Genomic DNA, 13,486 nt, shown 5'->3' with positions numbered 1-13,486 from the left:
GAACGCGAGCCGTCCAGCTACCTATAATCTGGAGTGAGTCGTGAGTTCTAAGGTCGTTATAGTGGGTGGCGGGGTAATCGGTAGTTCGATCGCCTATTTTCTGCGTGCTTCGGACCCGACTGTCGAGGTGACCGTGATCGAGCGCGACCCCAGCTACGCGAAGTCATCGTCGGCGCTTTCGGCCGCATCGATCCGGCAGCAGTTCTCCACGCCGCTTTCCATTCAAATGTCGTTGTACGGTATCGAGTTTCTTCGCGGTATCGGGGACCTGCTTGAAGTCGACGGTTTCAAGCCGGCGATCGAATTGCACGAGGGAGGTTATCTTTTCCTCGCCACGCAGGCCGGGGACGCCACGCTGCGCGAAAACCACGCGTTGCAAAGGAGGCTTGGTGCGGACATCACGCTCATGGGTCAGGACGCGCTGCACGCGAAGTTTCCCTGGCTGAACGTTGAGGATCTCGCCTCCGGCGGGTTTGGTGAAAGTGGCGAAGGGTGGTTCGACGGCTATGGTCTGGTGCAGGCGCTTCGCAAGAAGGCGCAGTCGCTGGGCGCCCGGTACATCGCGGCGGACGTGACCGGACTGGTGCGGGACGGCAGACGCGTCACGCACGCCGTTGCAAGTAATGGCGAGCGCTATGCATGCGACACGGTAGTCAATGCCGCGGGTGCGTGGGCGCGCAAGATATCGGAAATGATGGGTATTGGCATTCCCGTTTTCGCGCGGCGCCGGAGCATCTTCAATGTGTCTTCGCCTGCGCGGCTGCAACACTGTCCCTTGCTGATCGACCCGACCGGGGTCTACTTTCGCCCTGAGGGGAAGACGTATCTCTGCGGTGCGTCGCCGAGCGCGGACAATGATCCGGACGACTTGCCGCTGGACGAAGTCGATCACGCTATCTTCGACGATGTCATCTGGCCGACGCTTGCTCACCGTGTTCCGGAATTCGAAGCCCTGCGCGTTGAAAACTGCTGGTCGGGCTATTACGAGTACAACGTGCTCGATCAGAACGCTATTATTGGCTATCACCCGGACGTCGAGAACTGTGTGTTCGCGAATGGCTTCAGCGGTCACGGGCTTCAGCAAGGTCCCGCGACCGGACGTGGCGTGAGCGAGTTGGTCCTCTCAGGGAAGTACACTTCGCTTGACCTTTCGTCGCTGAGTTGGGAGCGCGTGATCGAGGGCCGTCCGATCGTGGAAAAGAACGTCGTCTAGGGCGGTGCGGGCTTGCGATGCCAAGGAATTGCGTCAATCGGCGGACCGAGCCTCGCCTCTTTGATCGCTGTTATCAAGTCCCGATATAGCGGTTAATATTCGTCGGTCAGGCGGCCCTTGGCTGCAATCACTGGACCCAATTGATTTCGGAAAATATGGAAACGGTAATGCCTGGTTTGAAGGAACTGCTGGCGCAGCGCGAAGCGCTTCAACAGGAATTGGAGCAAGCACGTCAGCAGGAAGCAGATCGCGCGCTGCGCGAGATCGTCGCGAAAATGAGGGAATATAAAATCTCCCTGCAGGAGCTGATAGGCACCCGGGCGCATGCCCGTCTCGTCCCGCCGGTCCCGAATGCAAAATACCGTGACCCGGCCACCGGGGCGACGTGGAGCGGGCGGGGACGGGCGCCCCAATGGATCGCGGACAAAAACCGAGACGATTTCCTGATCCAGCCGTCTTTGTTTCGCAATCAGTGAGGCCAATCAGTGAGGTCTTTCCAGGGAAATATCCTGCGGGCTCGAGAGAGAGCAACGCCCTTCGGCCCGGCTGGCGGTGCAAAACACTCGTACAAGCTGCACTGTGTGACGTCTTCGGCCCCGCCTTTCGCCCCTATACCCGAACAGGCCGGAACGCGAAAAAACAAAAAACAAAAAACCCCGTAGGCACAGGGCTTTACGGGGTTTCTCAGACTTCTTCGGATTGCTCCGGACTATCTATTGGTGCCCAAGAGAGGACTCGAACCTCCACGGTGTTGCCACCGCTAGGACCTGAACCTAGTGCGTCTACCAATTCCGCCACCTGGGCAGGTGCGTGTGCAGCAAAGAACGCAATTATAGCCGGGTGTATCGCGCTGTCAAGCATTTTGCAACCGAAACTGAAATGGGGCTCCGAGCCATTGCCCATATGGCTTTTGCGCCGATGTGGCCCGGTTGGCGGGTGTTAGAATGACCCGCAAACTATTCGTGAACGAACCGGAACAACGTTAAGTGCAATGTCCCGGCAACGCGTCGATCCGGCCCGAGCGGGCTGGAAAGTAGAGCCGGGATGGGATTGCCGACGGGTAATCCCCCATTAACCGCGACATTCAGTTAGACGAGAAGAGATCATCGATAAGCCCTTGAACAAATATCCGTATCCGATTCCGAGCCGTGAAGAAATTCTCGGTGTGTTGCGCACGAGCGAAGCTCCGCTCGCCGCGAACGACATCGCCGAAGCTCTGTCGATCAAGCGCCAGGAGCGCGAAGGATTTTTCAAGCGATTGGGAGCCATGGAGCGTGACGGTCAGGTCCGTCTCGACAAACGCGGCTATTACCAACTCACGCATCCCTCGAACTTCGTTGCCGGCCGCGTTCAAGGCCATCGCGACGGCTTCGGCTTCCTGATTCGCGACGACGGCCAGGACGACCTGTTCCTGCCCAACGGCGAAATGCAGAAGGTCATGCACAACGACCGCGTGCTCGCGCGCATTGTCGGGTATGACCGCCGCGGGCGGCCTGAAGGCCATATCGTGGAAGTCACGGATCGCGCGAATAAACGCATCATCGGCCGGCTGATCAGCGAGAACGGCGCGCTGATCCTCGTGCCCGAAGACAAGCGCATCGGCCACGACATCCTGATTACGCAGAATCCGAAGAAGGCGAAAGTGGGGCAGGTGGTCTCGGTGGATCTCACCGACTTCCCGAGCCGCCATTCGCAGCCGCTCGGACGCGTGGCGGAAGTGATCGGCGACATTGACGATCCGGGCATGGAAATCGAGATCGCGGTGCGCAAATACGGCGTGCCGCACGAGTTCAGCGACCGGGCGCTCGAGCAGGCTTCGAAGCTGCCGGACGAAGTTCGTCCTGCCGATATCCGGCATCGGGTGGATTTGCGCGATGTGCCGCTCGTCACCATCGACGGCGAAGATGCCCGCGACTTCGACGACGCCGTGTATTGCGAACCCATGACGGTCGGCCGCGGTACGGGCTTCCGTTTGCTGGTCGCCATTGCCGATGTCTCGCACTATGTGCGCCCGAACGAGGCGCTGGATGTTGACGCGCTCGATCGCAGCACATCGGTGTATTTCCCGCGCCGCGTGATTCCCATGCTGCCCGAGAAGTTGTCGAACGGGCTGTGTTCGCTGAATCCGCAAGTGGACCGCTGCGTGCTCGTCTGCGACATGGTGATCACCGCGCGCGGCGAGATCAAGGCGTACCAGTTCTATCCGGCCGTGATGCATTCGGCGGCCCGCTTGACGTATACGGAAGTGGCGTCGGTCCTGACCAACACGAAGGGACCGGAAGCCGCGAAGCGCGCGGACCTGCTGCCGCAATTGCAGAACCTGTACGGTGTGTACAAGTCGCTGCACGCGGCGCGCCAGAAGCGTGGCGCAATCGATTTCGATACGACCGAGACGTACATCGTCTGCAATGCGCAGGGCAAGATCGAGCAGATCGTGCCGCGGCATCGCAATGATGCGCATCGGTTGATCGAGGAATGCATGCTGGCCGCGAACGTGTGCGCGGCCGACTTCCTGAAGCGCCACAAGCATCCGGGGCTGTATCGCGTGCACGCCGGGCCGACGCCCGAAAAGCTCGAAAACCTGCGGGCGTTCCTGCGTGGCGTGGGATTGTCGCTGGGTGGCGGCGAGAAGCCGCATGCAAGCGACTACGCCGCGCTCATGGCCATGGTTCGGGACCGGCCGGACGCGCAGATGCTGCAGAGCATGGTGCTGCGTTCCATGCAGCAAGCCGTCTACAGCCCGGACAACATCGGTCACTTCGGTCTCGCGTATGAAGCGTATGCGCACTTTACGAGCCCGATTCGCCGTTACCCCGACCTGCTCACGCATCGCGCGATCTATGCCATCCTGCAGGGCAAGAAGTATCAGCCCGAGGTGGGTCACGACATCACGCTCAGCACGGGCCTGACCAAGGCCGCGCGGGCGATGCAGAAATCGGACGACGAATCCCGCAGCCGGCAGCGCAACAACGTTGCGATCTGGGAAGAGCTCGGGCTGCATTGCTCGTCGAATGAACGCCGTGCCGACGAAGCGTCGCGCGACGTGGAAGCCTGGCTCAAGTGCTATTTCATGCGCGACAAGCTTGGCGAGGAATACGGCGGCATGGTGAACGGCGTGACGACGTTCGGCATCTTCGTGCAACTGGATTCGCTGTTTATCGAAGGGCTGGTGCATATCACCGAGCTCGGCGCCGACTATTTCCAGTACGACGAGATCAAGAACGAACTGCGCGGCGAACGCACGGGCATTCGCTACCGGATGTCGGACCGGGTGCGCGTGCAGGTCAGCCGTGTCGATCTGGATTCACGCAAGATCGACTTCCGGCTGGTCCGCGATACCCCCGTCAAGCCGCCAGGACGGACCTCGGCGCCGGCCGTCGAGCACTCTTCCATGAATGGCGTTGGTACGGGTGCGGGACCGCGTGTGCGGCCGTTCCCGCCGGACGAGGGCAGCAGCGTGAATAGCCGGCGGCGCGACCGCGGCGGCAAGAAGGCGGCAGCTCAGGCTGCGGGCAAGGCAGCCGCGGCTGCACTGCCGCCGACTATCGCCAAGGACGTAGCAGTGGCGAAGAAACGCGGCGCGGCCCCGAAGGTGGCGGCCAAGAGTCACCCGCCACGAAAGAAGCGCTGAGGCGCGCGGTAGCCGCGAAGGCGACGCGTCCCAGTTTGAAATGCGCGGCCCGATGCATCATGCACCGGGCCGCGTTTCCATTTTGTTTTGTTTGAATACGGTCTGGTCCAGTCATGTCACGTCTCAAAGTTTTGTATGGTTTTCACGCGGTGACCGCACGGGTTCGCGCCGACGCATCGACGATCGAAGAAATTCTCTACGATCCGACCCGCAAGGACCGGCGCATGACGGATTTCCTGCGCACGGCGAAGGAAGCGGGCATCCGCCTGATCGCCGCCGACGAAGCGCGCTTGTGGGGCCTGTCGGGCAACGTTGGCCATCAAGGCGTGGTCGCGCGTGCGAGCGACATGCCGCTCGCGCAGAACCTGGCGGAACTGCTCGACGGCGTGAGCGGAACGCCGCTGCTGCTGGTGCTGGACGGTGTGACCGATCCGCATAACCTCGGCGCGTGTTTGCGTGTAGCCGATGCGGCCGGCGCGCACGCCGTGATCGCCCCGCGCGATCGTTCGGCCGGGCTGAACGCAACCGCTGCGAAGGTCGCGAGCGGTGCGGCCGAAACCGTGCCGTACATCACGGTGACGAATCTGGCGCGTGCATTGCGCGAATTGAAAGATGCAGGCGTGTGGGTGATCGGCACGGCGGGCGAAGCGACCGCGAGCGTCTATGAGACGAAGCTCGATGGTCCGGTGGCGATTGTTGTCGGTGCGGAAGGCGAGGGCATGCGGCGCCTCACCGGCGAGACCTGCGACGAGATCATGAAGATCCCGATGGCGGGCAGCGTCGAGAGTCTGAATGTGTCGGTGGCGAGCGGGATCTGCCTGTTCGAAGCGGTGCGGCAACGGTCGGTGAAGAAGTAAGCGCACGCCATGCGATTCGGGTTCGCCGTCATCTGCGGTTTGTGCTGCGCGCTGCTTGCAGCGTGCTCCAGCACTGAGATCAATCGCGGCGCGTATATTGCCGACACGCGCTATCACGCGGTTAGCGCCGACTCACGTGTACGTTTTCTCGTGATGCATTACACCCGAGGCGACGAAGCGCAATCGCTCGCAGTCCTGACTGGGGACGACGTCAGCGTGCACTACGTCGTGCCCGATAATCCACCTGTCAAGAATGGCGAGCCGGTGGTCTATCAGCTCGTACCGGAGTCAGAGCGGGCATGGCATGCGGGGCCCAGCGAGTGGCAGGGAACGACGGAGTTGAACGCTGCGTCGATCGGCATTGAAAACGTCAACGTGGGTCCCATCGATACACCGCAGGGACGCACCTGGCAACCGTATCCGCCGGCGCAGGTCGATGCGCTCGTGAAGCTTGCGAAGGACATTGTCACGCGCTACAAGATTCCACCCACGCGCGTGGTGGGTCATAGCGATATCGCGCCGCAACGCAAGACCGATCCGGGTCCCGCATTCCCCTGGCGCGCGCTCTACGACAACGGTATTGGCGCGTGGCCGGACGATGCCACGGTGGCGCAGCATCTCGCGGGACGCGACTCCAGGTCGCTGGTCGACGTGGCCGCCCTGCAGCAAAAACTCCAGCGATACGGCTATGACGTCGCAACCGACGGTGTGCTCGACGACAAGACGCGCCACGTGATCGCCGCATTCCAGATGCACTTTCGCCCCGCTGATTGCGCGGGCAACCCTGACGCGCAGACCGATGCGATCGCAGCCGCGTTGCTCGATAAATACTTCCCTTAAAGGCTCTTCGCGCCCATGTCCGATCTTTATCTGCCGCTGCGCTCCGTGCACATGACCTGCGCGGCCCTCAGCATCCTGGGTTTTGTCATTCGCTATATCTGGATGCTGCGTGAATCTCCGCTGCTGCAAAAACGTGCGGTAAGGGTCCTGCCGCATATCGTGGATACGTTGCTGCTGTTGAGCGCAATCGGGCTGGTGGGAATCATCGGCTTTGGACCGAATTCGGCGTGGCTGTCGGCGAAGATTGCCGGGCTGGTCGTGTATGTCGTGCTGGGTACGCTTGCGCTTAGACGCGGTCGCACGAAGAGCGCTCGAGCGGTGTTCGGCTTGCTGGCAATCATCGTGTTTGCGTTTATTGCGTCGGTGGCCCGTACACACAATCCGCTCGGGTTTTTCATGCACGTCTGAACTGGCGGCGTGGCCGCTGCCGCGCTCAGCTAGAATTAAGGCTTCCCCTTTTACGCTGTCAACCTCGCCATGACCCAAGACGAACTGAAGCAACTGGTTGCCGCCGAAGCAGCCGCTTATGTCCACGCTAACGTACCCGAAGGCGCGGTGATCGGTGTCGGCACGGGCACGACGGCAAACTGTTTCATCGACGCCATCGCCAGTACGAAGTCGCGGTATCGCGGGGCGGTATCCAGCTCGCTTGCTACTACCGCTCGACTCGAAGCCCATGGTTTCAAGGTTCTGGAGTTGAACGAGATCGAATCGTTGCCTGTGTATGTGGACGGTGCCGACGAAATCGATCCGGACGGTGCGATGATCAAGGGCGGCGGCGGGGCGCTCACGCGCGAGAAGATCGTGGCTTCGGTGGCGGACGTGTTTGTCTGCATCGCGGACGCAAGCAAGCGCGTCGAGGTGCTTGGGACGTTCCCCTTGCCCATTGAAGTCGTGCCGATGGCACGCACGGCTATCGGCCGGCGCATCACGGCATTGGGCGGTGTTCCGGTGCTGCGGGTGAAGCAGGACGGCTCGCCGTTTATTACTGACAACGGCAATGAGATCATCGACGTGAAGACGCTGAAGATCACCGATCCGCTCGCGCTCGAAGCGCAACTCAATGGGTGGCCGGGCGTGGTGACAGTGGGATTGTTCGCGGCGCGCGGTGCAAATGTATGCCTGCTTGGAACGCCGGGTGGTGTGGAACGGATCGATTACGCGCAGCGCTAACGCCTGCGGTAAGTTCTGAAAAATGCGCGGAGGCTTTCAGCCGGCCGCGCTTTTTTATTCGATGTGGCGAAGAAGCCCGGCCTGATTGCGGCTTCAGGCCCGGATGTCCTGAACAGATCGTTTCTATACAGTATGCGTTTACTAAGATATCTCCGATCGAGAAGAACAGGCAGTCAGTCAAAATAAGCCAGTCCCTAGAGCACGCGCTCTAAGCCCACCCGATAGCGCGACCGCGAACATTCTGTCTGCGTTAGAAGGCGTAATAGCTTGTATAGCCGCTGATGCGTGGGCGTGAGGTCAAAGGTCTTAACAATTACGGGAATTCGGCGATGCAAACCAATCTTCGCAAGACGCTCGACGCGTCGTACACGCGGCTCAAGGACATGGAGCCCTCACCCACGGCGTTCGCAGGCAACTACGCGTTGTGCCTTGGCATGATCATGGGTGGACAGACTTGCAAGGGGATGTCGATCCAGGAAGCCGAAAGTGAACGCGCTTACCTGGCGATGCTTGCCGCGCTGTACGAGATCCAGCTCGGCATGCCGGGTTATCTAAGCAGGCGTTGAGGCAGTCAGGCAAGCAGGTTACCGAAAAAGCCCGGCATTTCACGCATCGCGATTTTTCAGTCTTTAACTGTTTGGTTCAATTTTCCTTTGCGTCTGTTTCGGTCTTTGCCTTAGCATTTCACTTAGCGCTGCTTCACCAGTTTCGCATCGCCTTCGGCCTTAGGCGCCGGTGCCGCGATGTCGAAAAGCACACGTGTCATCTGGCGTAGATATCGTTCGATGGAGAAGTGCTGGCCTGCATCGGCGCGGCCCTGGGCAGCGAGACGCGCGGCCAGTTCGGGGTCACGCTGCAACGTACCGATTGCCTCCGCGAGCCTGGATGCGTTGGCCGGTTCCACGATCAACCCGTTCTCGCGATCCCTCAGTATTTCAGGCACTGCGCCTCCGTTGGAAGCGATCACGGGCTTACCTGCGGCCATTGCTTCAATGATCACAAGGCCGAACGGTTCCGGTTGCGTGGACGCGTGCACGACCACGTCCATCACGTTCATCCATGATGCTACGTCATGCTGAAAACCCGGGAAGTGCACACGCTCCTCTATGCCAAACGTTTTCGCTTGCACTCTTAGCGCCTGGGCATAGTCGGTCTCGCCGAAAAGTGCATCGCCGACAAGAACAAGATGAGCGTCTGGCACGCGTGCAATCGCATCGAGCGCCACGTGCTGCCCCTTCCATGCAGTGAAGCGACCGAACAGGCCGACGAGAAAGGCATCGGCGGGAAGTCCCAGTGACGCGCGGCGCTGGGCCATTGGCGTCGCTGCTTGAGCTGTGTTGCCACGAAAGCGCGCCGTGTCCACGCCGTTGTGGACGACGGGCACCGCACTGGGTGGCAGACCGGTGAGTTCGATGAGCGCATCGGCGGAGGCTTGCGAATTAGCGATCAGATGATCGACGCCGATCTTCACGGCCCACTTGATCAGAAGCAGATGCAGGCGGCCGAAGTGATCACGCGAGACGATGTCGTGGACATGCCAGACCGTGGGCTTGCGATGCAGTACGCGGCTGAATGCGCCCAGAATCAAGGCCTTTTGCGTGTTGAGGAATACGATGTCGAAGGATTTCGCGCGAGCCGCAATGGAGCGGACCTGGCGCACGATACCCGGCAATGCAGCGAGCGCGGCGAACCGCATGCGGTCCTTCTTGATGTTCGAGATACGTGCGTCCGTGTCCACCGATACCCGCACGCCTTCAGCCTGGAGCCGTTCGCGGAACGGGCCGTCCGAGAGCAGCAGGACTTCGCTGCGACGGGTGCATTGAATCGCCAGCGGCAGCAGGCAGATCTCGGCGCCGCCGAGCTGGCCGCTCTGATCGACGAAGAGGATGCGAGGCTCGCTCTTCGATAACGACGGCGCCGTGGTATCCGCGCGTTGCGGGGCGGTTTCGCGCGCATTGGCTGCCGACGCCGGGCCTTTGTCACGCAGCAGCGTGGCGGATGGAATTGATAAGCTGGCTGCAGATTTTGTTGGCATCGATGACAGGGTAGTGCGAAGAGTCGAATGAACGATGGACAAACCCTGAGCCGGTGAAGGTACCGACCGTGGGCAAGCGGACACAGCGCTCATTATTCGCAATGCGATGGTCAAGGTGTGTGGGCGTGCGCACGAAGGCGTGCAGTGACTATCTTTAAACTCGCTTCATCGGCAGCAAAGGCTGCGGCAGACGGGTTTCATCATGAAAGTGGCTATTGTTCACGACTGGCTGGTGGTGTCGGGCGGTGCGGAGAAGGTACTGGAGCAGATGATTGCGTGCTTTCCGCAGGCAGATATCTTCAGTCTGGTGGACTTTCTGGAAGACCGCTCTATTGTTCATAACAAGCCCGTGAAGACCTCATTTATCCAGGGGCTTCCGTACGCGAGGAAAAAGTATCGGGGGTATTTGCCGCTGATGCCGCTTGCTATCGAACAGTTCGACTTGTCTGGCTATGACCTTGTGCTCTCGAGTTCGCATGCGGTGGCGAAGGGCGTCCTGGTTGGCCCTGACCAGACCCATGTGAGCTATGTGCATTCACCCATTCGTTACGCGTGGGATTTGCAGCATCAGTATTTGCGTGAGGCGCGTCTTGATCATGGGCCGCGATCATGGGCTGCGCGCGTGTTGCTGCATTACCTGCGTAACTGGGATGCGCGCTCGGCTAACGGCGTGGACCGCATGATTGCGAATTCGCAGTTTGTGGCGCGCCGGATCATGAAGAGTTACAGGCGTGAAGCGGCGGTCATTGCGCCGCCGGTTGATGTGCAGGCATTCGAGGTGGGTGACAAGAAGGGCGACTTCTACTTGACGGCTTCGCGGATGGTGCCTTACAAGCGCATTGATATGATTGTGGAGGCATTTGCTTCCATGCCTGATCGCAAGCTGGTGGTGATTGGCGATGGGCCGCAGATGGATCTGGTTCGTTCGAAGGCAACGCCTAATGTGAGCATCTTGGGGTATCAGTCGTTCGAGGTCTTGAAGGATCATATGCAGCGCGCCAAGGCGTTTGTGTATGCGGCGGAAGAGGATTTCGGCATTGCCATCGTGGAAGCGCAGGCATGTGGTACGCCTGTGATCGCTTATGGCAAGGGCGGGGCGTTGGAGTCTGTCGTGCCGCTTGGATCGCCGGGGGCAACGGGTTTGCATTTCACGACGCAGACACCGGCGTCGCTGTGCGATGCGGTGGAGCGGTTCGAGGATTGCTCGCATGCCTTTACGATTGCTGCGTGCCGCAGGAATGCCGAACGATTTGGTGCTGCTGATTTCCGACGCCGGTTTATTGTCGAGGTGTTGAACGCGATGGCCAAGGCCGGTCCTAGCCGGGAAAGCGAGCTGACGAGCGTTATATCGTCGGCGTATGTCAAGGCCGCATAGGGCGTAGGTTGTTCGTTCGCACCGGTGGACGGAGTTTGGCCGGGGTGGTGGGTGGGTGGGGTGATGGGTCCTGGGTCCTGGGGTTAGCGGTCGGAGTTAGTGCCGGGTTGCTGCTTTCAGGGCCTTCGCGCGTGATATGCCGACTATTCTCTTTATCACTATTAGCCACTGCGCGTGGCGGCGCGTCATTTCTTTGTCCAAAGCGACAAAGAAACGAAGCAAAGAAAACGCTTTTAAAACACGCTACCCTAATACTACAGCCGTAGATTTTTGTACTATATTTAATTAGGATTACTACGTGTATATGAGCCTATGGAGACAGTTGCGAAAGCGTGGGAACGGGAACTGGATGCATTGCACGAGCGGCTGGGCGGCCTGTTCAGACGGCCCGAGCCTCGGCAGCGTACATTGGCGTACCTGAAGGGCCTGCTCGGCGCGATTGAACGCAAGAACGGCTGGCAACTCGCTGAGTGGATCGGCGAAGCCACGCCCGACGGCGTGCAACACCTGCTCGAGCGGGCGCAGTGGGATGCCGATGCTGCGCGCGACGTGCTGCGGGAATACGTCGTTGAACAACTTGGCGAGCGTGACGCGGTACTCATTGTGGACGAGACCGGTTTCGTCAAGAAGGGGGAGCACTCGGCAGGTGTGCAGCGCCAGTACAGTGGCACGGCAGGCCGCATCGAGAACAGCCAGATCGGTGTGTTCCTCTGCTACGCGGGCCACGGAGGCAGCGCGTTCATCGACCGCGAACTGTATGTGCCGCAGGCGTGGACAGACGACCGTGCGCGCTGCGAAGCGGCGGGCATTCCCGAGTCGGTAGAGTTTGCGACGAAGCCGCAGATTGCCTGCAGCATGCTCGAGCGGGCGCTGGATGCTGGTGTGCCCTGTGGGTGGGTCACGGGTGACGAAGTGTATGGAGGTGACCGTCAGCTGCGGCTGTGGCTCGAGTCGCGCGCGCAACCATTTGTGCTGGCGGTCGCGAAGAACGAACCGCTGTGGTGGGAGGGTCCTACCTCTATGCGAGCCGACAAGATCGCACAAGCTCTGCCAGCACGGGCATGGCGACGCCTATCCGCCGGTGCCGGAGCCAAAGGCGAGCGCCTGTATGACTGGGCGCTCACGCCGCTATGGCGCCTGCAGATTACCGCCGAAGAGCGTCGCTTCGGGCATTATTTGCTGGTGCGGCGCAGCCTTGATGAGAAACGAGAGCATGCGTATTACGTCGTATATGCACCACGCAGCAAGGCCACGCGGCAGACGCTGGTCAACGTCGCTGGCCGGCGCTGGGAAATAGAGGTGGGGTTTGAGGCGGCCAAAGGCGAATGCGGTCTCGATCAGTATGAGGTGCGCCGGTGGCAGGGTTGGTACCGGCACATCACGCTGGCTTTGCTGGCTCACGCAGCGCTCGTCACCCTGCGGGTACAAGGCAAAAAAAACACCTGACGGTTCGGTGCCGCTAACCGTGCAGGAGATCCGCCGACTGCTTTGCCGCTTGTTATGGCGTGGTGCTCATTCAATCGAGTACGTGCTGTCGTGGTCCACATGGCGGCGCAGGCATCAGTACCGCGCCCAGCAATACCATTACCGGCGCCGCGGTTGCGTACCACCAGGTTTTTTGCATCTACGGCTGTAGTACTAAGTGTCCACAGCGTGCAGTTTTTATTCATGGGTGCCCCAAAAGCACGGTGCTCGCCAGAGCCACGGATGTGTGAAACCCTCCTTCTCCGAACACGGATACCCACACGCTTCGCCACCAGTGACTGAATCTGCCTAATGAACATCCCGCGCTGCGCGCGTACACCCCCCGCATGAAGTAAGTCGACTCGTATAGCCATCACCCCCCGCGCAGCACACATCTCCGCATCTCGTATATCCTCCACTGAATACTGAGCATTCCTGAAGTTATAGGCAGACGAGGCTTGACCTCGTAGAGTTCGTGCGTTCAGAAAAACTAGGAGAACCGATGACCCTCTTAGAGGCTAACGCGTGCGATGCCGTGCGAGTCGGACGTGACTGACTCGTTGAGAAATGAAACAGCAAATACGCATGAGGTTCTGCTGATCCGTGGGCGTTCGTGCTTGCCCGAGAGCACTGGTGGCGAAGCGTGTTCATTTCAGGATTCGCGAGAAGGAGGGGTTCAACCATCCGTCGCTCTGGCGAGCACCGTGCTTTTGGGGCACCCATAAATAAAAACTGCACGCTGTGGACACTTAGGGTAGTGCGGTGAAAGCGTTTTCTTTGCTTCGTTTCTTTGTCGCTAAGGACCAAGAAATGACGTGCCGCGAGCCTGTCCAAAATTTTGTGTGTAAGGCATAACATGTCGCAAAGGAGCATGTATGCCACGCAAACCGAAGGCGGC

The 13,486-nt window shown here is 60.1% G+C and carries 11 protein-coding genes and 1 tRNA gene; 10 read left to right on the top strand and 2 right to left on the bottom strand.

What is annotated here, in order from left to right; all coding sequences use genetic code 11:
* Positions 1-40 precede the first annotated feature (40 nt).
* Positions 41-1,213: an NAD(P)/FAD-dependent oxidoreductase gene (locus AWB69_RS40470; RefSeq protein WP_062092387.1), complete on the top strand. Its 1,173-nt coding sequence runs from the start codon at positions 41-43 to the stop codon at positions 1,211-1,213.
* A gap of 167 nt (positions 1,214-1,380) precedes the next feature.
* Positions 1,381-1,689 (top strand): H-NS histone family protein, encoded by a 309-nt coding sequence (locus AWB69_RS40465; protein WP_062092386.1) that lies wholly within the window; start codon positions 1,381-1,383, stop codon positions 1,687-1,689.
* 241 nt (positions 1,690-1,930) lie between these two features.
* On the opposite strand, the gene AWB69_RS40460 is transcribed toward AWB69_RS40465, so the two are convergent.
* Positions 1,931-2,017, bottom strand: a tRNA-Leu gene (locus AWB69_RS40460).
* A 313-nt stretch (positions 2,018-2,330) separates the two neighbouring features.
* Between AWB69_RS40460 and rnr the strand changes: the two genes are divergently transcribed.
* The 6 genes from rnr to AWB69_RS40430 all read left to right on the top strand — a co-directional run bounded on the left by rnr (position 2,331) and on the right by AWB69_RS40430 (position 8,280).
* Entirely contained in the window at positions 2,331-4,844 is a 2,514-nt protein-coding gene (gene rnr / locus AWB69_RS40455; protein ID WP_062092385.1) for a ribonuclease R, read from the top strand.
* A gap of 113 nt (positions 4,845-4,957) precedes the next feature.
* Positions 4,958-5,701 carry a 23S rRNA (guanosine(2251)-2'-O)-methyltransferase RlmB gene (gene rlmB, locus AWB69_RS40450; RefSeq protein WP_062092384.1) on the top strand — a complete coding sequence of 248 codons (744 nt, stop codon included), beginning with the start codon at positions 4,958-4,960 and terminating at the stop codon, positions 5,699-5,701.
* Between the two features lie 9 nt (positions 5,702-5,710).
* A complete protein-coding gene (locus AWB69_RS40445) occupies positions 5,711-6,541 on the top strand; it encodes an N-acetylmuramoyl-L-alanine amidase (RefSeq protein WP_062092383.1) in 831 nt (276 codons plus the stop codon).
* Positions 6,542-6,556: 15 nt separating this feature from the next.
* The gene (locus AWB69_RS40440) at positions 6,557-6,949 is read left to right on the top strand and encodes a SirB2 family protein (RefSeq protein WP_062092382.1); all 393 of its coding nucleotides are present in this window, start codon (positions 6,557-6,559) and stop codon (positions 6,947-6,949) included.
* A gap of 69 nt (positions 6,950-7,018) precedes the next feature.
* Positions 7,019-7,714 carry a ribose-5-phosphate isomerase RpiA gene (gene rpiA / locus AWB69_RS40435; protein ID WP_062092381.1) on the top strand — a complete coding sequence of 232 codons (696 nt, stop codon included), beginning with the start codon at positions 7,019-7,021 and terminating at the stop codon, positions 7,712-7,714.
* Positions 7,715-8,043: 329 nt separating this feature from the next.
* Positions 8,044-8,280, top strand: a complete 237-nt coding sequence (locus AWB69_RS40430) for a hypothetical protein (protein WP_062092380.1) — start codon at positions 8,044-8,046, stop codon at positions 8,278-8,280.
* 122 nt (positions 8,281-8,402) lie between these two features.
* On the opposite strand, the gene AWB69_RS40425 is transcribed toward AWB69_RS40430, so the two are convergent.
* Entirely contained in the window at positions 8,403-9,749 is a 1,347-nt protein-coding gene (locus AWB69_RS40425) for a glycosyltransferase family 4 protein (protein WP_062092379.1), read from the bottom strand.
* A gap of 202 nt (positions 9,750-9,951) precedes the next feature.
* Between AWB69_RS40425 and AWB69_RS40420 the strand changes: the two genes are divergently transcribed.
* The gene (locus tag AWB69_RS40420) at positions 9,952-11,124 is read left to right on the top strand and encodes a glycosyltransferase family 4 protein (RefSeq protein WP_062092378.1); all 1,173 of its coding nucleotides are present in this window, start codon (positions 9,952-9,954) and stop codon (positions 11,122-11,124) included.
* A 312-nt stretch (positions 11,125-11,436) separates the two neighbouring features.
* Positions 11,437-12,570, top strand: a complete 1,134-nt coding sequence (locus AWB69_RS40415) for an IS701 family transposase (protein ID WP_062092377.1) — start codon at positions 11,437-11,439, stop codon at positions 12,568-12,570.
* The last annotated feature ends 916 nt before the right edge of the window (positions 12,571-13,486 follow it).

Source organism: Caballeronia udeis, from assembly GCF_001544555.2.
GTDB classification, from domain to species: Bacteria; Pseudomonadota; Gammaproteobacteria; order Burkholderiales; family Burkholderiaceae; genus Caballeronia; species Caballeronia udeis.
Note: the sequence above shows the minus strand (reverse complement) of the source record. Positions and strands in the feature narration are given on the sequence as shown.